The sequence below is a fragment of the Flavobacterium limi genome, from assembly GCF_010645075.1.
In the GTDB taxonomy this organism is placed as follows: Bacteria; Bacteroidota; Bacteroidia; order Flavobacteriales; family Flavobacteriaceae; genus Flavobacterium; species Flavobacterium limi.
In genome coordinates this window covers 269,726-292,218 of record NZ_JAADZV010000006.1, presented here as the reverse complement: position 1 = coordinate 292,218, position 22,493 = coordinate 269,726, and the positions used below count along the sequence as shown (strand labels likewise).

At 33.5% G+C, this 22,493-nt stretch carries 30 protein-coding genes; 26 read left to right on the top strand and 4 right to left on the bottom strand.

Annotated features, from left to right (window positions below; translation table 11 throughout):
- Positions 1–22: 22 nt before the first annotated feature.
- From GXM16_RS14400 to GXM16_RS14335, 14 genes are all read left to right on the top strand, one after another.
- Positions 23–538 (top strand): hypothetical protein, encoded by a 516-nt coding sequence (locus GXM16_RS14400; protein ID WP_208797384.1) that lies wholly within the window; start codon positions 23–25, stop codon positions 536–538.
- Between the two features lie 185 nt (positions 539–723).
- Complete coding sequence (locus GXM16_RS14395) at positions 724–1,536, top strand: hypothetical protein (RefSeq protein WP_163395183.1); 813 nt, start codon at positions 724–726, stop codon at positions 1,534–1,536.
- 194 nt (positions 1,537–1,730) lie between these two features.
- Positions 1,731–2,201 (top strand): group II truncated hemoglobin, encoded by a 471-nt coding sequence (locus GXM16_RS14390; protein ID WP_163395182.1) that lies wholly within the window; start codon positions 1,731–1,733, stop codon positions 2,199–2,201.
- A gap of 11 nt (positions 2,202–2,212) precedes the next feature.
- On the top strand, positions 2,213–2,521 hold the full coding sequence (locus GXM16_RS14385) for a putative quinol monooxygenase (RefSeq protein ID WP_163395181.1): 309 nt from the start codon (positions 2,213–2,215) through the stop codon (positions 2,519–2,521).
- A gap of 47 nt (positions 2,522–2,568) precedes the next feature.
- Entirely contained in the window at positions 2,569–3,024 is a 456-nt protein-coding gene (locus GXM16_RS14380; RefSeq protein WP_163395180.1) for an SRPBCC domain-containing protein, read from the top strand.
- Between the two features lie 137 nt (positions 3,025–3,161).
- On the top strand, positions 3,162–3,539 hold the full coding sequence (locus tag GXM16_RS14375) for a nuclear transport factor 2 family protein (protein WP_163395179.1): 378 nt from the start codon (positions 3,162–3,164) through the stop codon (positions 3,537–3,539).
- 222 nt (positions 3,540–3,761) lie between these two features.
- Complete coding sequence (locus GXM16_RS14370) at positions 3,762–4,358, top strand: DJ-1/PfpI family protein (RefSeq protein ID WP_163395178.1); 597 nt, start codon at positions 3,762–3,764, stop codon at positions 4,356–4,358.
- 53 nt (positions 4,359–4,411) lie between these two features.
- Complete coding sequence (locus tag GXM16_RS14365) at positions 4,412–4,918, top strand: Crp/Fnr family transcriptional regulator (protein WP_163395177.1); 507 nt, start codon at positions 4,412–4,414, stop codon at positions 4,916–4,918.
- Between the two features lie 57 nt (positions 4,919–4,975).
- Positions 4,976–5,527: a DinB family protein gene (locus GXM16_RS14360; RefSeq protein WP_163395176.1), complete on the top strand. Its 552-nt coding sequence runs from the start codon at positions 4,976–4,978 to the stop codon at positions 5,525–5,527.
- 130 nt (positions 5,528–5,657) lie between these two features.
- Complete coding sequence (locus tag GXM16_RS14355) at positions 5,658–6,203, top strand: hypothetical protein (RefSeq protein ID WP_163395175.1); 546 nt, start codon at positions 5,658–5,660, stop codon at positions 6,201–6,203.
- A gap of 188 nt (positions 6,204–6,391) precedes the next feature.
- The gene (locus GXM16_RS14350; protein WP_244307521.1) at positions 6,392–7,006 is read left to right on the top strand and encodes an MEDS domain-containing protein; all 615 of its coding nucleotides are present in this window, start codon (positions 6,392–6,394) and stop codon (positions 7,004–7,006) included.
- Positions 7,007–7,277: 271 nt separating this feature from the next.
- Complete coding sequence (locus GXM16_RS14345; protein WP_163395173.1) at positions 7,278–7,637, top strand: bleomycin resistance protein; 360 nt, start codon at positions 7,278–7,280, stop codon at positions 7,635–7,637.
- A 259-nt stretch (positions 7,638–7,896) separates the two neighbouring features.
- Complete coding sequence (locus GXM16_RS14340) at positions 7,897–8,376, top strand: hypothetical protein (RefSeq protein WP_163395172.1); 480 nt, start codon at positions 7,897–7,899, stop codon at positions 8,374–8,376.
- Positions 8,377–8,593: 217 nt separating this feature from the next.
- Positions 8,594–9,283, top strand: coding sequence for a YiiX family permuted papain-like enzyme (locus GXM16_RS14335; RefSeq protein WP_163395171.1), 690 nt, complete (start codon positions 8,594–8,596; stop codon positions 9,281–9,283).
- A gap of 152 nt (positions 9,284–9,435) precedes the next feature.
- Here the strand turns inward: GXM16_RS14335 and GXM16_RS14330 are convergent, their stop codons facing one another.
- The 3 genes from GXM16_RS14330 to gnd all read right to left on the bottom strand — a co-directional run bounded on the left by GXM16_RS14330 (position 9,436) and on the right by gnd (position 13,141).
- Entirely contained in the window at positions 9,436–10,854 is a 1,419-nt protein-coding gene (locus tag GXM16_RS14330) for a gluconokinase (RefSeq protein ID WP_163395170.1), read from the bottom strand.
- A gap of 5 nt (positions 10,855–10,859) precedes the next feature.
- The gene (locus GXM16_RS14325) at positions 10,860–12,179 is read right to left on the bottom strand and encodes a gluconate:H+ symporter (protein WP_163395169.1); all 1,320 of its coding nucleotides are present in this window, start codon (positions 12,177–12,179) and stop codon (positions 10,860–10,862) included.
- Between the two features lie 62 nt (positions 12,180–12,241).
- Positions 12,242–13,141, bottom strand: coding sequence for a phosphogluconate dehydrogenase (NAD(+)-dependent, decarboxylating) (gene gnd / locus GXM16_RS14320; protein WP_163395168.1), 900 nt, complete (start codon positions 13,139–13,141; stop codon positions 12,242–12,244).
- Positions 13,142–13,499: 358 nt separating this feature from the next.
- On the opposite strand from gnd, the gene GXM16_RS14315 reads away from it, so the two are divergent.
- The 8 genes from GXM16_RS14315 to GXM16_RS22720 all read left to right on the top strand — a co-directional run bounded on the left by GXM16_RS14315 (position 13,500) and on the right by GXM16_RS22720 (position 18,807).
- The gene (locus GXM16_RS14315; protein WP_163395167.1) at positions 13,500–14,645 is read left to right on the top strand and encodes a hypothetical protein; all 1,146 of its coding nucleotides are present in this window, start codon (positions 13,500–13,502) and stop codon (positions 14,643–14,645) included.
- Between the two features lie 125 nt (positions 14,646–14,770).
- Positions 14,771–15,283 carry a hypothetical protein gene (locus GXM16_RS14310; RefSeq protein ID WP_163395166.1) on the top strand — a complete coding sequence of 171 codons (513 nt, stop codon included), beginning with the start codon at positions 14,771–14,773 and terminating at the stop codon, positions 15,281–15,283.
- 193 nt (positions 15,284–15,476) lie between these two features.
- Positions 15,477–16,394: an SMP-30/gluconolactonase/LRE family protein gene (locus GXM16_RS14305; RefSeq protein ID WP_163395165.1), complete on the top strand. Its 918-nt coding sequence runs from the start codon at positions 15,477–15,479 to the stop codon at positions 16,392–16,394.
- 190 nt (positions 16,395–16,584) lie between these two features.
- Positions 16,585–16,905, top strand: a complete 321-nt coding sequence (locus GXM16_RS14300) for an ArsR/SmtB family transcription factor (RefSeq protein ID WP_163395164.1) — start codon at positions 16,585–16,587, stop codon at positions 16,903–16,905.
- Position 16,906: 1 nt separating this feature from the next.
- Positions 16,907–17,371 (top strand): SRPBCC family protein, encoded by a 465-nt coding sequence (locus GXM16_RS14295; RefSeq protein WP_163395163.1) that lies wholly within the window; start codon positions 16,907–16,909, stop codon positions 17,369–17,371.
- A gap of 7 nt (positions 17,372–17,378) precedes the next feature.
- A complete protein-coding gene (locus GXM16_RS14290) occupies positions 17,379–17,753 on the top strand; it encodes a DoxX family protein (RefSeq protein WP_163395162.1) in 375 nt (124 codons plus the stop codon).
- 73 nt (positions 17,754–17,826) lie between these two features.
- The gene (locus GXM16_RS14285) at positions 17,827–18,381 is read left to right on the top strand and encodes a glycosyl-4,4'-diaponeurosporenoate acyltransferase CrtO family protein (RefSeq protein WP_163395161.1); all 555 of its coding nucleotides are present in this window, start codon (positions 17,827–17,829) and stop codon (positions 18,379–18,381) included.
- Positions 18,382–18,468: 87 nt separating this feature from the next.
- Positions 18,469–18,807, top strand: coding sequence for a hypothetical protein (locus GXM16_RS22720; RefSeq protein WP_208797383.1), 339 nt, complete (start codon positions 18,469–18,471; stop codon positions 18,805–18,807).
- Between the two features lie 228 nt (positions 18,808–19,035).
- Here GXM16_RS22720 and GXM16_RS14275 read toward each other — a convergent pair whose 3' ends face one another.
- Entirely contained in the window at positions 19,036–19,473 is a 438-nt protein-coding gene (locus GXM16_RS14275; RefSeq protein ID WP_163395160.1) for a cupin domain-containing protein, read from the bottom strand.
- A gap of 120 nt (positions 19,474–19,593) precedes the next feature.
- Between GXM16_RS14275 and GXM16_RS14270 the strand changes: the two genes are divergently transcribed.
- The 4 genes from GXM16_RS14270 to GXM16_RS14255 all read left to right on the top strand — a co-directional run bounded on the left by GXM16_RS14270 (position 19,594) and on the right by GXM16_RS14255 (position 22,486).
- Positions 19,594–19,821, top strand: coding sequence for a DUF2683 family protein (locus GXM16_RS14270; protein ID WP_163395159.1), 228 nt, complete (start codon positions 19,594–19,596; stop codon positions 19,819–19,821).
- Positions 19,811–20,101 carry a type II toxin-antitoxin system RelE/ParE family toxin gene (locus GXM16_RS14265; RefSeq protein WP_163395158.1) on the top strand — a complete coding sequence of 97 codons (291 nt, stop codon included), beginning with the start codon at positions 19,811–19,813 and terminating at the stop codon, positions 20,099–20,101. Before GXM16_RS14270 ends, GXM16_RS14265 begins: the two co-directional genes overlap by 11 nt.
- Before the next feature lie 332 nt (positions 20,102–20,433).
- Positions 20,434–21,027, top strand: a complete 594-nt coding sequence (locus GXM16_RS14260; RefSeq protein WP_163395157.1) for a TetR/AcrR family transcriptional regulator — start codon at positions 20,434–20,436, stop codon at positions 21,025–21,027.
- 316 nt (positions 21,028–21,343) lie between these two features.
- Positions 21,344–22,486, top strand: coding sequence for an efflux RND transporter periplasmic adaptor subunit (locus GXM16_RS14255; protein WP_373285422.1), 1,143 nt, complete (start codon positions 21,344–21,346; stop codon positions 22,484–22,486).
- The last annotated feature ends 7 nt before the right edge of the window (positions 22,487–22,493 follow it).

Below are 22,493 nucleotides of genomic sequence, written 5' to 3'. Positions count from 1 at the left end.
GAAACTTACAACAAAAAGAGTTATGAAATCAAATTATTTACCACCAACTTATTTTGAGAATTTCGTTGTATATGACAATGAAAAATATTTTAAAGAAATTAAAGATATTGAATGGCGTGGCCAAATCAAATCTTCAGCAAATAACAGAAAATTTAAGATCAAATATTACGGTGATATGCTTGAAGACTACAATTACATCGTCTGGACAGATTTTGCGCCATCTTTAATTTTTGCAGTTGATGTAGAAACCGGTGAAGAAATTTTACTATTTGACGGGGCAAAGCACGGCTACAATTCTATGTTATGCGACACATTTACGGATGAACAGATTACTAACAGGCCTTTAACCAAAATGTTTGCTGATAATTTTGGTTCTGATACTTTTGAAGTCATTGTATCAATTTATTTCAATATCGATTACGACGAAGAATTAGAAGAATTTCTAAACGAAAACGGCGAAGTAGAATTAGTATCCGGAGAAATAGTTTCTGCTGATCTTTTAGTACGAAATGGCTTGATTTCATCGAAATCAGACTAATAAATGAAAACGGGCAAGAAACTGTAATTGTTGAGGAAGAACTTGCCTGACGTTCCAGTAATATATCATGTACAAATTATAAAAACAATAGCTACAAAAAACTATATTCAATTTTATACATCACACCTTAACCATTTCACGCAACCTTTTGTAAATAAGTCATCTATATAGGTAAACAACTTATTATGAAAAAAACAATACTCCTAATCCTGACTGGATTTATGATGAATGCCTGCAGTTCAGATGACAACAAGGTCAATAGCTCTGACTATCCTGAATATATTACTAAAAATTCTATTGTCTCAGCTATAAATTTTATGCCTGAGGAAGTATATCCGGGTACAAATGAATTACAATCGCCTGTTTTAAAATTAAAACTAATTACTGAAGAGGAATTTCCGTGTATTAATTATGGTATAAGCACTACCCAGTTTTCAAAAGGAAACGAACTAATTGTGAGATTTGACAAAATAGCAGAACCCGGAGGCTGTTTTACTGCAATCGGGCCAGCAATCTCCTACATAGACTTACCGGAAAACACAGAGAAAATTACGTTTATAAACGGGGATAAAATTGATCAGTATTCTATAGACATTAATGACCAAAAAATAGCTATCAAACTCATTGAAAAGCACTTCACAACATCCTTATATAGCAAAACTTTTAGAATTCCTGCAAATTCATTTGCCTACGTGTGCGGAACGAATAAAAATAATACGCAAATTTATAATGATTTTTATGGGCTGATAAAGCAAAATCCAGATTTTACAGAATTTGCGTTCGAAGGCGAAGGAAGAATACCTTACCCTGAAACTACTAACGGAAATTGGGTCAATCATCCTTCCAAATTTTTTAAATATAAAGATGTTAAGGAATTCAACAAACTGGCGAGTATGTTAAATAATTACTCTGCTACAAATATTGAAAAAAATGCTGGTGTCAGTATTTCTATTTACGGTTGGAATAACACCAAATTCTATAGTTGGATTGAAAATTAAAGATTCGGCAAAAAATGTTATGTAAATTATTAAATCAGTACGCTAGCCTGATCCATATCCTTTTAATCCATATTTTATTTGTAATTAAATTTTTATATTTTTGAGATTAAAATAAAATACTGAAAATCAAATGATTTTCATTTCTGTTTTTTTTTTTTAATTATTTAGTCAATCATTACAATATATATTAAAGAATGAAAAATATACCAACTTTGTATGAATGGGCTGGCGATATGGATACTTTTGAAACTTTATTTTCTAAATTTTACGAAAAAGTACTGAACGACGAAATATTGGGCGAAGTCTTCAAAAATATGTCGCCTGATCACGTTGAACATGTCGCACATTTTGTTGCAGAGGTTTTTGGCGGTGAAAAATTATATACTTCCAATGACAATGGCAGCCATGCGAAAATGATTGGGAAACATATTGGTAAAATGCTGACAGAAGAAATGAGGCAGCGCTGGGTTCATTTACTTTTGCAAACTTCAGATGAAATTGGTTTAAAAAGTGACCCTGAATTCCGTTCAGCTTTCGTTGGTTATATTGAATGGGGCACACGTCTTGCTGTTATAAATTCACAGTTATCAGAAAATCCTACAGATTCAAACGAACCTATGCCTAAATGGGGCTGGGGTGAAACAGGAGGACCATATATAAATTAAATTTATGAATTATGATAATTGAATATATTCGATACAAAGTTAAAGAAGAAAAAAGACAAGAATTTATTGATGATTACAAAGACGCTTCGAAAGAATTAGATGCTTCTGATTTTTGTCTTGCATACGAACTTACAGAATGTGAAGAAGAAGCGGGACAGTTTATTTTAAGAATTGAATGGACATCAACTGATGAACATCTTCAGGGATTTAGAAAAAGTGAACTTTTTCCTTTATTTTTTACCAAAATAAAACCATATTTTGAAAATATTCAGGAAATGAGACACTACAAAGCAACAGTTGTTTCAGGAAGAAAAAACTAAAAGTCCTGACTGTAAAATATCCTGCATTTAATTTAAAACTTTTAGCCATGAAACAGGAAACTTTAAATACCAGAATTATTAAAGCTGATTTATCGAAAGTTTTTCACGCATTATCAAACCCTGATTTTATAGTAAAATGGCAGGTTCCCGGAGAAATGACAGGAAAAATTCACTTCTTTGACTTCAGGGTTGGCGGAGGCTATTCGATGTCACTTTATTATCCTGCAAACGAAGGTGTAGGAAAAACAGAAAGCAACGAAGACAGATTTACTTCGAAGTTTCTGGAGATCATAAACAACAAAAAAATTGTAGAAAGCGTAACATTTGAAACTAATGATAAAGACTTTGCTGGAGAAATGCTTATGCAAATTGATTTAGAAAAACTAGAAACTGGTACTTCGGTAACCTTTACATTCAAAAATATTCCCAAAGGGATTGATCCTAAGGATAATGAAGAAGGGACAAAATCGTCACTCGAAAAACTGGCAAAACTTGTGGAATGACCTCCCACTTCTTCAAAATATTCTCATTTTCAAATAATTACACTCACAATCATCAACTAAATCTATGTTAAAGTTGAACTTATCTCCTTATTATTACCTGAACTTTGTAAAACTGTTTAATCAAAAATGAATGAGATATGAAAACGCAAATAATAGAATTAGAAAAAAAGTATTGGCAGGGAATGGAAAATCACGATTATGAAACTGTAAAGAGTCTTACTCATTTTCCGTGTATAGTAGCCGGTAAAGATGGTGTACAGAGTATTGATGAAGATACTTTTAAAAAAATGTTTGAGTCAGGTAATGGCGATAAAATAAAAGTATTAAATTTCTCTGATGTCCAAACGCAGTTAATTGGTGAAGATGCCGCCGTAATTGCATACCAAATAGAATTAGGAATAGCAGGCGATAATCAAAAAGAGCCTATGAAATGCGCCTGTACTTCTACCTGGACTAGAGAAAATGATAATTTGGTCTGCGTACTTCACACAGAAGTTGAATTATTGCAACAGTAGAAAAAATGTTTACAAAAAAAAGCCAGAGAAAAATAATTCTCTGGCTTTTTTGATTATCAGTACAAGAAGTAACTGTATGAATTAAAATATAATCAGCATTTGTAATTTTGACTATCTTTAGAAAAAATTTATATTTTTTTGATACTGCGCCACTTTATTCAGGCTTTGTAAAGCCTCAAAATAATAACCAAAATACCTGTCTTAAAAATAATAAAAAAAAGTATGCCAAATCCATCAACCGTCGGAATATTTATTTTTAATGAAGTTGAAGTACTTGACTTTGCAGGTCCATTTGAAGTTTTTTCAATAGCCGAAAAAGGAAATGAAAAATTATTTAAAGTCATCATAATAAGTGAAAACGGAGAAATGACTGCTGCGAGAAACGGATTAAAAATACTGCCTGATGCAAGTTTTGATCAGACTCCTGATTTGGATATTTTGATTATACCAGGAGGATATGGTGCGGAAGAAATTGAAATTAAAAACAAAAAAGTTATTGACTGGATTAAAACTCAGAATCAGAAAGTTCAAATTCTGGCTTCTGTCTGTACCGGCGCTTTTCTCCTAGCCGAGTCTGGATTACTTGACCACAAAAAAGCTACCACGCACTGGATGGACATTCCAAGACTGGAAAAAGAATATCCTAATGTTAGTATAGTCAAAGATACGAAGTTTGTTGATGAAGATAAAATCATCACTTCAGGAGGAATTTCATCTGGCATCAATATGTCTTTTCATATTATTAAAAAGCTACACGGACTTGAAATTGCCGAAGCCACAGCAAAAAGAATGGAGTATGATATTGCTATTACAGCGTAACCTAAGCATCAAAATATTTTTGCAAAAATTGTAAATCACAGACCTACCAGACAATGACAGAAATTGTTGAACTCTCTAGCCAAACCATCACTATCGACAGAAACGAATTTCTGAAAGTAAAAGGCAGTATTGATACCAATCTATATTATGTAGAGAGCGGAAGTTTGAGGATTTTTGTTTTAGATAATGATGAAGAACAGACGCTTCGGTTTGGTTATAAAGAGAATCTAATTGTTTCACTGGATTCTTTTTTAACAGAAAAACCATCCGATTTGTTTATTCAGGCCATTAAAAAAACAGTTTTAAGAGTAATCACCAAACCCCAAATTGAAAAATTTTTACAAACTGAAGCTAACCGAAATTTGTGGACAAAAATTTTAGAAAACCTTGTAATTCAACAAATGGAACGTGAAATTGACATCCTGACAAGCTCAGCTAAAGAAAGATACGAAAGGGTTTTAAAAAGGAGTCCACAGCTTTTTCAGCAAATTCCAAACCGGCATATTGCCAATTATTTACGGATGAGTCCAGAAACTCTATCAAGATTAAAAAAGTATTGATTTTAATCAAGGTTTATAAAAAATGCTTTCCTGAATTTTGCAGTAAAATTTAAAATTATGCAATCAAAAATCTTAATTCAAACGCTTTCAGAGCAGACAAAGCAAATTATAAATCAGACTGAAAAGCTAAAAACGTATGATTTGCCAATACTGACTTGGAGAGAAAATGAAACATCCTGGAACATTTTGGAATGCCTCGAACATTTGAATCTATATGGAGACTTTTATCTTCCGCAAATAGAAAATAAAATACAAAATTCAGACACTAAAGCCGATTTTGAGTTTAAAAGCGGACTATTAGGAAATTATTTTGCGAAAACAATGCTTCCAAAAGAAAAGCTGAATAAAATGAAAACATTTAAAGACAAAAATCCTTTAAATACCAACCTTGATAAAGCAGTTATCAGCAAATTCATTAATCAGCAAATTAAATTATTAGACTTACTTAACCAATCCGGAAAAGTGAGTCTGAACAAGGTAAAAATTCAAATTTCAATTTCAAGATTGATTAAATTAAAACTGGGTGATACTTTTCAGTTTTACGTCAATCATATGATCAGGCATTTAAACCAAATTGACAGAATTGAGGCTTCGATGAAAAATGTCTGACGCTAAATCACTGTATATCTGAAAATTAACACTTCTATTTCATAACTTAGTTTCTTTTTTGAGCATGCTTTTATATATGCTTTATTATGAGAAGTTGCTTGAATGTACGATAATAAAATTAGGTATAACAATGGAAGACTTAGTAAAAACAATATTTGGAAGCTCAATAGTAACAACACTTTTAACCAGTGCTATTGTCTATTATTTTCATAAAAAAACAGAAAGAAACAATGCTGTGATTAGGCATGAATTTAATAGAATTGCACAGATACACAATACCGACTTTGAATGGAGAAAACAAACTACAGAATTACTGGGTCAAGTTTACACACATTTAAACAGAACCAGACTTGCATTTGAAAATACTTATTCGAAGCTAAAAAAATATGACTCGAACTTTGAAGATGAAATAATGTATGTTTCCAATAAAAAAATTCGTGACTTCCTTTTAGAAAACGGACATCATTTGCCTCCGGAACTCTTGGGAGAAGCATCAAAACTGATTGAGCATTACGATGCCTGGCTGATTAAATACCATACTATAAGAAAAGTCAATGAGGATAAAAATACCATTCAGATTTATGTTGGTCCTGACGGATTCGCGTTTCCTGAAAAAGCAGAAGGAATGTTTAAAGAAAAGTATGAAGAAATGTTTCAGAAAATGAGACAGCTTTAGAAATACATTTATCACAAACATAAATTCTGAAAACACCATATTAAGTCTACAAATCAACAAATTATTAAAATATATCCAAACATTAAAAAAACATTTCGTAACAAGAGAAGAAACATAGTTTATGATTAGTTAGAATCCATTTATTTCAATAAATTTATGAAATGAAAAAACAACAACAAATTCATAATTTGTGTGGCGAAACTCTTGAGACACCAATCCACATTTGTGCATTCTTTGATTCACATGAAGAACGATATAATGTAATCTTGCCGTACATACAGGAAGGATTAGATAAAAACGATAAAGTTATCAATATCCTTGAAAGTTCTTGCCATCATGAACATTGTAAACGTTTATCGGATTCAGGAATTCCGGTTGAGGAAAAATCAAGAACAAAACAGTTAAATGTTCTGGCTTCAGAGGACACCTATCTTAAAGGCGGTTTTTTTGAAGCTGAAAAAATGTTACAGCTTCTTGAAGATGCATTGATCGAAGCAAATAATGAAGGATATCATCATGTAAGGGCATGTGGCGAAATGGAATGGGCATTAAAGAATGTGCAAGGAACAGATGAACTGATTGAATATGAAGCAAGGTTAAACTTATTAGTTCCAAAGCATTCCTGCTCGTTAATATGCATGTATGATATTAATCGCTTTAGTGGTCGCGTACTTACAGATGTACTCGCTACCCATTCGCATGTTATTATGAATGGAAAAATCTACAAAAATCCTTATTATATAGAACCTTTTGAATTTTTACCAACTCTTCAGCGCAGACGCCAAAGTTCGCTTATACCCTAAAAGTAACAGAATAAAATAACTTCAATACTAAGCGCTTCGGGCAAGGAACAGATTAATTTCTATACATGGAAAAAAGAGTAAAATTTGATTTGAGCTGTATTTTACTAACGTATGGAGCACAATAGGCCTGGATTTTCGACTTTTTACTGCCGGAGGACAATTTTACTTTTAGTGCAATTTCGCCAAAAATTAAAGGTGTCGGTACATTTCAGGTAAAGCAATGGCCCAGTTGGCAAAAATAAATTATTAAACAAATAAAAAATAATTAGCTATGCTTACAGATATTAGTCCAAAATTACCCATGCGTGATAAAAGTGCCACCAGGGAATATTACATCAATAAGCTGGGGTTTCAGGAATTTGGAAATACTGATTTTGATCATTATCTAATGCTGCAAAAGGATCACATTCAAATACATTTTTTTGAGTTTCGCGAACTTGACCCAAAAGAGAATTATGGGCAGGTTTATATCAGAACTGATGACATTGATACGTTTTATCAATCCCTTTTAGACAATAAAACAGATATTCATCCAAACGGGCATTTACAAATTAAGCCATGGGGACAAAAAGAGTTTGCATTGCTTGATCCTGACAATAACCTGCTTACTTTTGGACAGAGTATGCAGTAATATAAAATCAAATATTCCTGTAAGAGGTTTCAATCTTTATTTCATTGATTTAAAACGGTGTAGAACTTATATTTTTACAGCAACTTTTTATTGTATTCATTTTCAACTGAATTCATTTTTAATCATTATATTTTTTAAAAACTGATTGTAAAAAATCACTAAATATGATGACAAATCTTAAACATTTTTAATTTTATATTTGTAAAACAAATCTTAATATAAATTTTTAAAATATTTAAGAACACAAAAAATGACAAATATGACAAAGAAAGCATTCTTAATTACAATGTTTACGTTCTGCGCTTCGATTATGGTATCTGCAAAAGTGAGGATTCCGTTTGGTAAAGTTGATAAAATTGAAATCGTAGCAGATTTACCCAATACAGACAAATATGCTGTTTCCGAAGGCTCAAAAGAATATCTTGATTTAGCAACCCTACATCAGGAATATAATATAGCCTGGATAATTCCGGCGTGGGTTACAAAAGAACCAAAATTAGTATTATCCAAAAAAGATTCTGATGAATACTATGAACTTACAGATCAAGAGCTTGCCGAAATTATAAAAGAGAATAAACTAGATAAAGAAAGTCTCCTGCAATTAGGACTTTACACGAGGTATGGTGGCAAAGTAATTTTGCTTTTAGTGATTGGACTTATCATTTACGGTATTATTCCTGGGAAAGATGAGGAAGAAGAAGAAGAAAAAACAGAAAAAGTACAGCCTACTAAGGCATAAAAGTTACTAAGCAGAAAATTCCTGAAATTTAAAAGCCAACCCAAAAAGGTTGGCTTCTTTGTGTTATAAAATCTTATTTTTCTTCAGTTCGGGTAACTTTCGATAGGAAATGTGCTTTTCTACATAAAAAACATTCGAACTTACTCTTTAATAATTGCATCCAACAGATTTTAGTCTATAAAAAATAAATAATACTTTTAAGGCTTTAAAATTGAAGATGAAAAAGACAAAATACCTCATACCCGGAATTACCTTTGTGCTTAGTTTTTGTTGTGCCCTGTATGTAACGATGCAGGTTTTTCCAAAGAATCAGAATCCGTTTGTGGCATCCTCAGCAAAAGGAAAAACAGTTTTGACGGAAAAATTTCTGGATGGTGACATTATCTTTCAAACTTCGGAATCTCCTCAGTGTGAGGCGGTACGAATTGCAACCAATTCTAAGTTTTCGCATTGCGGGATCATTTATAAAATTAATGGAGACCTATTTGTTTTTGAAGCCGTTCAGCCTGTAAAACTCACTGCTTTGAATGATTGGATTGCGCATGGGAGAGATAAAAGTTATGTTGTAAAAAGATTGAAAAATGCTTCTGAGGTATTGAATGAAAATACGCTTCAGAAAATGAAAGATTACAGCCAGCAATTCATGGGTAAAGAGTATGATGCTTTTTTTGAATGGACCGATACCCGAGTTTACTGTTCAGAATTAATCTGGAAAATCTATAAAAACGGGGCTAACATTGAATTATCGAAACTCCAGCATTTGAAAGACTTTAATCTTACCGATCAAAGAGTTCAAAAAATATTGAAAGAAAGATATGGCGATAATATTCCACTGGACGAAGAAGCAGTTTCTCCATCTAATCTGGTAGATTCTGATTTATTGGTAACTGTGATTGATACTTATTAAACTTAGAAGATTATTTTTCTCTAAAAATCTTCTGCTTTTTATTTGTCAATCCAGACAGAGGGTGATCTCGGGTTATTAACTCCACAATCTAAATCTGAGTTTCTTGTGGACATGCTTCCTTCGTCAGCATGACAAACAACCTAAAATAGAAACTACAAATCCTTCAATAAAGAATAAACCCTCTTAAATTTACTAAAAGACTCTTCATACACCTTTTTATTTGCAGTATTAGGGAAAAAAGTTTTTCCTATTTTGTTTTCGTTACTTATCTCAATTCCTAAAGATTTAATACCTATCAAAACTGCACCCCAGGCAGATCCTTCAATAGTTTGTGAGGTTTCAACTGTCATTTGAAAAATATCAGCGACCATTTGAAGCCACAGTTCGCTCTTTCCGAATCCGCCGCTTGCCATGACTTTCGTTTGCTTTCTTTTTTCGTGATCGGGAAGCAGAATTTCTGTAATCTGGAACAATCCAAACAAAATACCTTCCAGAGTTGCCTTTACCAAATGTGCTTGGGTATGTGTAATCTGCATTCCTAAAATTGCCCCTTGAGCAGAAGCATCCCAGATGGGTGCTCTTTCACCTAACAAATACGGTACAAAAAGCAAGCCTCCGGAGCCGGCAGGAATTTTTTCTGCTTTTTCAAAAAGAACTTCAAAAGACTGGTCAGTTTTTAACAACGATTCTCTCAGCCATTGCAAAATGACAGCACCGTTGTTTACTGCACCTAAAGTAAGGTATTGATCGTCCATCAAATGATAACACTGCGTACGCATCAGTTCATCCAGATACGGTTTTTCAATTGGCAACCGCACTGCTCCGCTTGTACCAATGGTTAGCGCCATACAATTCTTATTCATAGCTCCGGTTCCCAAATTGGCCAAAGCGCCGTCTCCTCCTCCAATGATATACAAAAAATCATCTGAGATACCTTTGCATTGATGCGTTACCTCACAAACGGCAGATAATTGTTCGGTTTTTATGTTTAAAAAATCAAGCACTTCATCATCCCATTGTAAAGTATGAATATTTAATAATCCGGTTCCCGAAGCCATGGAAGTATCTGTACAATATTCCCCTGTCAGATGATGCCAGACATATTCTTTAATGCTAATGAATTTATAGGCTTTGGAAAAAACTTCCGCATCAAATTCCTTCAACCAGGCTATTTTAGTCATGGGTGAAAAAGGATGAATTGGAATTCCGGTTTTCTGGTAAAATCGCTTACCTCTTTCTGAATTTTTCAACTCCTCAGCAATTTCAATAGCTCTGTTATCTGCCCATAAAATAGCTTCAGTCAAGGGTTTTCCGGTTTCATCAACTGCAATAATACTCTGCATCGCCGAACTGAAACTGATAAACTCAGGCTGAATTCCTTTTGTAATTTCGCTGATACAATTTAAAACCGTTTCCAAAATCTCCTGTGGATGCTGTACACTCCAATTCGGTTTTGGATGGTACATTTCATAAGATTCTGAAACCTGTCTGATTACATTTCCGTGTACGTCAAAACAGATTGCTTTTGTGGCCGTGGTACCAATGTCGATTCCTATATAAAGTGCTTTCATTTCTTTTATTTAATCCATAAATTCAGCAGCAATACGCCTATTAGTCCAATCACGCCTATAATTGTTTCCATTACGGTCCAGGTTTTAAAAGTATCTGAAACACTAATCCCGAAATATTCCTTGAACATCCAGAATCCGGTATCGTTGACATGCGAGCACATCAAACTTCCGGCTCCAATGGAAAGCACCATCAATTCCGGACTTACACCCGAAGTGACTACCAAAGGCTGTACAATTCCTGCTGCTGTTAACCCGGCAACCGTGGCAGATCCTAAGGCAATCCTGATTATTGTTGCAATCAGCCAGCCTAAGACCAGTGGAGAAAGCGATGACTTTTCGAAAAACTGACTCAAATCTGTTCCCATTCCGCTGTCGATCAGGACTTGTTTAAAAGCGCCTCCTGCTCCAATAATCAAAATGATCATCGTGGCTGAACTCATGGCACTACCCGACTTGTCCATGATATCCTGCATTTTTCTTCCGCGAAAAATACCTAATGAAAATACCGCAAAAAGTACCGCAATAAGCATCGAAGTCGTTGGGTTTCCTATAAAAAGCAAAACAGAACGCAATGCATTCTCTTCCGGCAAAGCCAACTCGCTGAAGGTTGCCATTCCCATTAAAAACACCGGAACCAATGCTGTTACAATACTAATTCCGAACGAAGGCATCTCAGCTTCTGTGAACGTTTTGCTTTCGAATAAACCTTTTGGCGGAAAAGCATTGATCTTTTTAATGAACTCCGGAAACACAATTCCGGCAGCAAAAAGCGCAGGCAGTGCAACCAAAAGTCCGTATAAAAGAGTTTTGCCAATATTTGCTTTAAAAATAACTGCAATGGCTGTCGGTCCCGGATGCGGAGGTAAAAAGCCATGGGTGATCGAAAGTGCCGAAGCCATCGCAATACCGAGATAAATAATCGGCTGTTTAGTACTTTTCGCAACAGCAAAAACCATCGGAATCAAAATGATGAAACCGGCATTGTAAAACATCGAGATTCCAACAGAGAAACCGGTAATCACCATCGCCCATTTGATATGTCTGACCCCAAAAGAGCGAATCATAACAGCACTTATTCGCTGAGCAGCCCCACTGTCTGAAAGCAGATTTCCTAATACAACACCAAAAGCAATTATCAAAATCAAAGAACCCAACGTGCTTCCGACTCCCTGCTGGATGGAATTAATCAAATCCGTAAAAGGCATTTCTTTTGCGATTCCCACAAAAAATGCGGAAATAACCAAGGCTATAAAAGCATTGAGTTTCACCCCGGAAATCAGGATTAGTAGTAAAATAATACTGGCAATCAGAATCAGTAATGACATAGTTTCAAATTAGGATGATAATTAAACTAAGAAAATCAAACGATAACCTTGAAAGCAAACTATCATTCGTTTTTTTCAACGGCATGCCCTCCAAACTCGTTGCGAAGAGCCGCCACCACTTTTCCTGAAAACGTATCCGACATTTGAGAACGGTAACGCATCATGATCGAAAGCGCAATTACCGGAGTTGGAACGCCTAAATCCAAAGCGGTTTCGAGTGTCCATTTTCCTTCGCCCGAAGAATGCATTATTCCTTTTATTCCGTCCAGTCTCGCATCTTTTGAAAACGCATTTTCTGTGAGTTCCATCAGCCAGCTGCGTACCACAGAACCGTGATTGAACAGTTTGGCGGTTTTTTGAAAATCGATATCAAATTCAGAATGCTCAAAAACTTCAAATCCTTCAGCAATAGACTGCATCATTCCGTATTCGATTCCGTTATGGACCATTTTGGTAAAATGCCCGCTTCCGGCAGCTCCGGTGTAGAGAAATCCGTTTTCAACCGAAATATCTTTGAAAACCTGGGCAACATAATCGAATACATCAGCATCTCCGCCAATCATGGTGCAAGCTCCATTTAAAGCCCCCGAAGTTCCGCCTGAAGTCCCGCAGTCAAGAAAATCAATTCCATGTTCTTTTAGCTGGGCATAACGGCGTTTTGAATCGTTGTAATTCGAATTTCCACCATCAATGATAATATCGCTTTTGGACAAATACGGCAGTAGGGAAACAATAACAGCATCTACGATTTCGCCAGCCGGAACCATAAGCCAGATGACTCTTCTGCCTGTTAGTTTTTGGCAAAGTTCTTCAACATTGTAAGCAGTTTCAATTCCCTCCTGCCCTATTTTTGAAACAAAATCGGTGTTGACATCCTGTGCTACAACCTGATAGTGATTACGCTTTAAATTTAATGCGAGATTGAATCCCATTTTTCCAAGTCCTATTATTCCTACTTGCATGTGTGTGGTTTTTGTATTTGTTTCGTAAAAATATTACTTTCAATTAATTATGGGTTGCTATTTTGAATTTTAATTTTTTGGATTTGAGTGGAATATGTTAAATAGTATAGATTTGAAGATCCTTTAGCCAAACAAGATTTTCTTCATTTTTCATTTTAAACAGCAAACTACATTTTGACAAATAATGCAGAAATCAGGCAAATAAAAGCATCCCATGAATTAAAAAAGTTTATTTTAGCACAGCATAAAAAAAACATTTATGCCATAAGTCGGCATTATTTTGAGTGCTGTAAGGATATCAAAATAAGTTAGCGTAATGCTAAAAAAGTAACAGAATTTGATAATTTGATATAAGCAAATGAAAAATAAAAATACATTTTTAATACTACTAGTATTCTCCATTTGGTCTTTTGCTCTCTCACAAAATTTACCTAAAGATTCTATTTATGGGAATATTAAAAAAATAAAAGAAAAAGTACTTTTTTTAACCCAACAAGAAAATCCAAAATTATTTCATAATGATGATGATTATGGCCATTCTGGATTTAGAGGACCTGAACCAACAATCGCCAGGTTCTATAGCACCTGGTACTCTACAAACTTTTGCTATTATTTAAATCACGAACGTCATTTCGATATTAAAAGGAAGATTATTAAGGATATTTGGTTTGGAAAAAAAAATAATTTTATTGAATCATATAGGTATTTATATGACAAAAAAGGGCGGTTAATAAGTAAAATTGATTCTTTAAAACATTCTGTGACTAATGAAAATCATTACTTTGATGAATATGGGGACAATGTCGATGAAAATATTATTTATGAGAATTTAAGATTAAATTTATTTATTCACAATTACAAAAAATATAAAAACGGAAAAATCACAATTACAAAAAAGTTTCATTATAATGGATCAGCAGATGAATATGTAAACCATTATAATGATAAAGGAAAATTATCATATGTAATATATAAAAACCCTAATAATTGGGAAAAATCAGGAAATGGCTGGACATACGGAATAAAGGATTCTGTAGGTGTAACTTACAAAAGTTTGATTAATGAATATGACAGTAACAACAAACTTATTAAAACACAATCATTTGATTTATTTTCTGATGAAAATTATAAAAATCCTGTAGAAACCAGACAAACGATCTTTAAGTATCAAGGCGATAATTTAATAACTAAAATAGAAAGTTCCAAAAACTTTAAAGCTTTAAGTTATGTCAATTACAAATATGAAAAAAACAGTAAATTAATTGAAGAATACTGTTGTGATGAAGATATATCCAAAGCGAAATTAATTAAGAAATACTTTTACAACAATGATAAAATCGTCAAATTAAATTATACGGAACAATCCTTCAATAGTCAAACGATTATTCATCACAAAATTTTATATACCTACAAATATGATGATAATAAAAATTGGGTTGAAATGATAAAAACCGTTAATGGTGTAGATCTTTACAAATGGGTGAGGGAAATAGAATATTACTAGTAAAACAAGCCTTTTATCCTGATCTCTTGATTGCTAATTTACAATTTTTGATAAAACTAATTTAAGAAACTTGCCTGAAGAAAATTAGCATGAATTTTTGGTAAGAAAATTAATAATTTAAATCTATGAAAAAACTTTTTACACAATCCTTTATTACCCTTCTATTTTTGACGTTTTTAGGATGTTCTTCTGAAGATTCAGAAAAAAATCCAGATGAAGAAACTCCTACATTAAAAACTTCAATTAAAATTAATAAAGTCACTGTTACTCAAATGTCTTTCAAAGATTCTTACGGAGCAGCGTGGGATGAAACTAACGGTCCGGACGTTGAAATTCGTATACGTGATGCTTATGATTTAAAATCTTTAAAAGGACCTTCAGTTCATAATGATGTAAGTCCTGCTCAAATGCCTTTGGTTTGGGAAAATATAACGCCATTGGTACTGCCTTTTTCATCAATGTTTTTCGTAGAATTGATGGATAATGACGGATTATACAGTGATTTAATGGGGCCCGTTTACTTTGTGGTTTCTGATTATACGTCTGGACCGAATGCGTACCCTACAACTATCACGGTAACCCGCACAACATTAAGTACTCTGACTACCACAGTTAAGTTAGATGTAACCTGGGAATAAATACTTAGTTACTTATAAATCGATACCCTGCTATGAATTAAGAGCAGGGTATTGTTTTTTATAAACCTTAGATTTTCTATATCCGAAAAACTGAAATCGAAATAAAAAAATTACTTTTGATAAAAGGCAAAGCTATTTACGTTTAAACTATTATTTATTAAAGCACATTTAATTAATGTTTAAAAACTTCAATATGAATCAATATAAAATAACAACACTTCTCTTCTTCGTCATCGTTTTTTCCTATACAAATTTCATCTATTCGCAAATGTCAAAAAATCAAAATCACAACTTAATTGCAAAGGGTGCTATTCTTACAAAACTATCCGATCAATACAGCTTTACAGAAGGACCTGCTGCAGACAAAAATGGCAATATTTATTTTACCGATCAGCCTAATAACCGAATTATAAAATGGTCGGTTGATGGTGTGCTTTCTGTTTATATGGAAAATGCAGGAAGATCCAACGGTTTGTATTTTGATCGCGAAGGAAACCTTTTGGCCTGCGCCGATGAGAAAAATGAAATCTGGAAAATTGATCCCGACAAAAACGTTACGGTATTAGTAAATGATTTTGAAGGCAAAAGACTTAACGGTCCTAATGATCTTTGGGTTGATCCAAAAGGCGGTATTTACTTTACTGATCCTTTTTACAAACGAGATTACTGGAAACATACTTCCAAAGAGATAGAAAAAGAATGTGTTTATTATTTATCTCCTGATAAAACTAAAATTACAAATGTTGCCAGCGACCTGATAAAACCGAATGGCATTATTGGCACTTCGGATGGGAAAACGTTATTCGTTGCGGATATTGAAGCAAACAAAACCTATTCCTATAAAATCAATAACGATGGTTCTTTAGGTAAAAAAACACTTTTTACCGAATCGGGTTCAGACGGAATTACCATTGATGCATCAGGAAATATTTACTTAACCGGAAAAGGCGTCTCAGTTTTTAATCCAAAGGGAGAAAAAATTGCTCACATTGATATAAACGAACCATGGACAGCAAATGCATGTTTTGGAGGAAAAAAGTTTAGAACCTTATTTATTACTGCGGGTAAAAGTATTTATACACTAGAGATGAATATTAAAGGAATGAAATAATAGGCAATAAAGCATTCCTGACGCATATATAGTTTTTAAAACAACTTTCCTCAACTTCCAAACCTCAAATAGATTTTATCTTTAAGCAGCTGTAATTATTGAACTTACCCAAAAATTACATAAAAAAAAAGCTGTGAAAATTTGCGTAGTCAAATAACTACACATATATTTGTAGTCAAATAACTTCATAATGAATTTAAGACGAGACGTATTTCAAGCCATTGCCGACCCGACAAGAAGGTCGATCCTGCTGCTGCTCACGACGCAGTCCATGACAGCCGGAGCTATTGCTTCTAACTTTGATACTGCAAGACCCACTGTTTCTAAACATTTACAAATTTTAACTGAATGTGAATTATTGAGGCAAGAGCAGCAAGGCAGGGAAATTTATTATCATTTTAATCCAAATAAAATGAAAGAAATAGCCGAGTTTATTGAACCGTTCCGCAAAATGTGGGATACCAAGTTTAACAAACTGGAAGAAGTCATGAAAAATTATAAAAAAGAATAACATGGAAGAAAAAACAAAAGTACATGCCGAAGACGGCAAACAGGAATTAACCATAACCAGAAAATTTGACCTTCCGGTTGAATTGGTTTTTAAAGCGTATTCAGAAACTCATCTTTTTGAACAATGGATGGGAACAAAAGTGCTCAAACTAGAAAGTAAAAAACACGGCAGTTATGCCTTTGAAACTTCATATGACGGAAATGTGGTATTCAGGGCAAATGGCGTAATTCATGAATTTGTTGAAAACGAAAAAATCACAAGAACCTTTGAAATGGAAAACACGCCGTTTCCTGTTCAGCTGGAATACCTTGAATTTGAAAAGCTTACCGACACTACCAGCAAACTTACCATGAAAATTGTATTTAAATCCATCGAGTTTAGGGACCAGCTGCTTAAAATGCCGTTTGCACAGGGAATCAATATGGCACATAACCGACTTCAGGAAATTGTATCATCACTAAAATAATATTACAATGACAAAAAGAAACAAAATTATTTATTGGATCGCAACCATTTGGTTAGCATTAGGAATGGTTTCAACAGGAATCGTACAGCTTATTAAGCTGAAAGAGGAAGTGGATAAAACGAGTTTACACTTAGGCTACCCGGCTTACTTTTTGACTATTATTGGAATCTGGAAATTACTAGGTTCAATTGCAGTCCTTCTTCCAAAATTGGGTTTGCTAAAAGAGTGGGCTTACGCAGGCTTTTTCTTTGTGATGACGGGAGCAATTTTCTCGCATTTTGCGGTTGGTGACAGCGCTATGGAATATTTTGGACCAACATTGCTTTTAGTACTTACCTTTTTATCCTGGCATTTCAGACCTGCTGACAGGAGAATCAATTAATACAAATTTTAGAACACTTTAAATAAAAAGAAAATACGTTATATTGTATCATAATTGCAAAATTTAAAAGATTATGAGAAAAATAATGCTTCTTGGTTTCATAATTCTCGTTACCATAATATTAACTTACGGACTTGTACTATTTATAGGAGTTTTAGGTTTTTTATTCGCATGGATTCTAAATTTTACACTGATGATGTGCGTATTGACGTTTACCGAAACTTTAAAATCTAAATTTAATTCAGGTTATTATAAAACCAAAGATTGGGAAAACAAAGGAAAATTATATGAGAAGTTTGGGATAAATCTGTTCAGAAAACTATTGGTTTTAGTGGGTTGGGAAAAACTAAATAAAAAAGCAAATCCGGTTAAAAATGATTTAGAAAGTTTACTTCATTTGGAATATCGTACCAAACAATCAGAATTAGGACACCTAATAGTGTTTTTTATTGTTTTGGGTTTCAAGATTTATGTTGCCTTAAGATTCACTTTTGTTGAATCTGTGTGGTTAATAATTTTAAATATAATTTTCAACGTCTATCCAATTCTTCTGCAGCGTTACAATCGACCAAGAATTCAAAGGGCTTTAGCGTTATTTCGGTATAAAGCAGAGCAATCTGCTGTTTGACGTAAATCATCCTTATCATCCGAAAGTTTTACATCAAATGCCCTGAAAAAGAAAACACTTTTTATAATTAACTTAAAAATTATGAAGATGAAAAAACAAATATTATTTATACAAGGTGGAGGCAAGAATGGTTATGAGACTGATAAATCCTTAGTTGCATCATTAAAAAAAGAAATTGGTACAGATTACAACATACAATATCCTGAATTAGAATCAGATGAATCCTTACCTGATTTTGGATGGACTGAACAGATTAGCAAACAAATTGCCGAAATGAAAGGTTCTTTTTTTCTTGCAGGTCATTCCTTAGGTGCCTCGATGATATTAAAGTATCTTACTGAGAAAACGGTCAATAAAACATCAAGGCAATTTTCCTGGCTGCCACACCATTCTGGAGTGGCCATGAAGATTGGAAACAAGGCTTAAGACTAAGAGAAAATTTTGAGCATAAATTACCTGATCATATTCCACTTTTCTTCTATCATACAAAAGATGATGAAGAGGTTCCTTTTACTCATCTTACCCAATACAAACAAAAATTACCAAATTCAATTTTTCATGAATTAAAAACCGGCGGACATCAATTTGATAACGGCTTATCTGAAGTTGCAAAAGATATTATGTCTTTTCAATAAATACTTTTATTAAAAAATTTTACTTCAAATCCTTCTTAATCACCAAATATTTCAAATCTGTTTTCCCAACATTACTGATTCCATGTTCCGCATTTGGCGGGCAATAAAAACTGGTGTTTGGACCAGCGACAACTGTTTTTCCGTCAAGAAAGAATTGGGCAGTGCCTTCCAGGATATAAAAGAATTCTTCTTCCGGGTGATGGTGCGGAGCGTGAGTGGATTTTCCGGGTTCGACGATACTCATTTTTAAGGTGTTTTCGTGAGTGAAGTTTTTATCGCCAAACCAATATTGGTATCCTACTTTTGTTTTTGTGGCTTTTTCTAATTCGAAGTGGTTTACGCAGTTTTCAATTGTATATTTTGGCTCTGTTGAAACAGTTTCTTTTTTTGTTTCCTGAGCTTGCATGGACTGTATAATTAAGGTAACAATCGCAATCTTTATAATGGATGCTTTCATTTTTATTTTTTTATGTAATGTTACGAAAAATTGAGCTTCGTAAAAATAATTAAATGATCAACATGAAAATTATACTTTTGTCTTAACTTTGTTTACCAACTTTAGTAAACTTTAAAAATCATGCAAGCAATTAATATCACAGCGTACACAGAAGATGATTCTCAAATTGAAGCTGTAAAAGCTTTTATGAAAGCATTAAAGATAAAATTTGAAATTGCAAATGTGAAACCTTACGAATTGTCGGAAGAGCAGCAGCATATTTTAAATGAACAAGTAGCTACAGATAAAAAACTTTACACCGATGCCGAATCCATTTATACTGACTTAAAGAAAAAGTATGAATTATAAGGTTATTGTTTCTCCAATTGCTTTAAAAAATATTGAAAAAGCTATTGTATTAAAAGCTGGTAAGAAAGTTGCGTTAAACTTTCTTAATGTTTATAAAAAGGTTTACAAAGCTTTACAGATAAATCCACTTCATCAATTTCATGATAATAATTATTGTTATCTTCCTTTTAAAAAATTTCCATATATCGCGTTTTTTGTTGTTGATGAATTAACAAAAACTGTTTTTCTAAATGCTGTTTTTCATACATCACAAAATCCAGAAAAATATCCTATAAAATAACCCGCTATCTATTTTAGATTTTATGAAGTTTATTTTAGAAGATTATAAAAATGATACTTTCTTGTCTAGCCCCGATCGAAACGGTATCCTTTTATGGCGGGGTTCGCCATAAAAGATATAGTAGAGAGCGGGACAAAATGTCTTAAAAACATAAAAATCTCTCTGCTTCAAAAAAATAAAAATCATAAAATCGTAAATAAATCAAGGGTTCACAGAGTTATTTCATACTTGGTTATTGTACGATAAGAAAATTTTATGATAAAATTATGGCGTAATTCGAAAAACAGCCATACATTTGCCTAACAGTGTTAAACAATTTAATACTTATTCAAATGGCTAGTAAAGATCGTATTTTAAGACAAAAAGAAGAGACAAGAAATAATATTCTTGGCGCTGCTTATGATATCGTGAAAGAAGAAGGCTGGACTGGTTTGAGTATGCGTAAAATTGCCGACAGAATCGAATATACTGCTCCAATTATATATGAGTACTTCTCAAATAAGGATGCCATATTAAGAGAGTTAACAGGTAAAGGTTTCCTTAAATTAGGCAAAGAGCTGGAAGATGCGAAAGCTAAATTTGAAAAGCCGGAAGACCAGATTGAAGCTATGTGGATGGCGTACTGGGATTTTGCCTTTACAGATACCGAAATGTATCAGGTAATGTTTGGGGTGCAAATGAACTGTTGTTCTGAGCAATGTGATGCTGCAAAAACACCTTATAAATTATTTACTTCGGTCATTGCAGAAATCATGAAAAAAAGCAACCCTACTGAAGAAGTCATCAAACAAAAGTACTTTACCTTTTTTTCGGTCATTCATGGTCTGATTGCGATTAATATCATTAACAAAAGCATTTCGCTGGACACTATTAACGGACAGATTCTTAAAGATGCAATTGGCGGTATCATAAAATCAATACAATAAAAAAATTTCATTTTAACTTAACAGCGGTAAATGATTTAATAGTAATTTAGCAAATCCTTTTTTTTACTCTTTTACTTAACAGTGATAAATAATTTAATTAACATAAGAACAGGTTTCTTTAGCTTATTACTTAACACCGATAAATAATTTAATACCGATTTATAAAGCAGAACTGGAATACCCTATTATTTGAATTTTTGCATCAACTTACTTAACAACGTTAGAAAATTTAATAGACTTAAAAATGAATCTACAGCATATCAGAAATAAAAATTTTAAAAACGAGAATGTCCAACAAATTAAAACCAATATGAAAATGAAAAATGTAATTATAACCAGCTTTATTTTGGCACTTGTACTAAGCAGTTGTGCAGATAAATCACAGGCTCCTGCCCCACCTCCTCCGGTTTTACCAGTTGCAGCGATAACAAGCGAGAATACTACTACCGACAATGAATATCCGGCTTCGATACAAGGAACTGTAGATGTGGAAATTCGTCCTCAGGTAAGCGGAAACCTTGACCGTGTTTTAGTAGATGAAGGGGCATATGTAAGCAAAGGCCAGACTTTATTCAAAATAAACGAACGTCCTTTCCGTGAGCAGTTGAATAATGCTTTAGCCAGTCTTCATGCTGCAGAAGCTGCTTTGATCAACGCGCAGTTAGAAGTAGATAAATTAACTCCTTTAGTGCAAAACAAAGTAGTTTCTGATTATCAGTTAAAAACGGCCAAAGCATCGCAAAAAATTGCTGCTGCTAATATCGAGCAGGCAAAGGCAATGGTGGCTTCTGCCAAAATTAATTTAGGATATACCAATGTTACGGCTCCGGTAAGTGGTTACATTGGAAGGCTGCCTAAAAAACAAGGAAGTCTGGTTTCAGCCACTGATATCGAACCGTTAACTACACTTTCTGATGTTCATGAAGTATTTGCTTATTTCTCTTTGGGAGAAACCGATTTCATCAACTTTAAATCACAATATGCAGGAAACAGCATTGGTGACAAAATCAAAAAATTGCCTCCGGTTTCTTTGATTTTAGCGGATAACAATGCTTATCCGCAAAAAGGAAAAATTGATATGGTAGACGGTCAGTTTGATAAAAATACAGGTGCGATTACGTTGAGAGCTACTTTTCCTAACGCAAACGGCACTTTACGCTCAGGAAATACAGGAAGAATCCGTTTAGGATTACAGCATGACGATGCTATACTGGTTCCTCAATCGGCTACAATTGAAATGCAGGATAAAGTATTTGTCTTTACAGTAAGCAAAGACAACAAAGTTACCAAAATGCCTATTACTGTAGTTGGAAAAAGCGGTACTAACTATTTGATTAAAGAGGGTGTAAAATCCGGTGACCAGATTGTATTAAGTGGTATTGACAAACTTCAGGAAGGACAGGTAATACAGCCTGAGAAAGCTTCCACTAAGGTTGCTCAAATAACTAACAAAAAATAATTTTTAC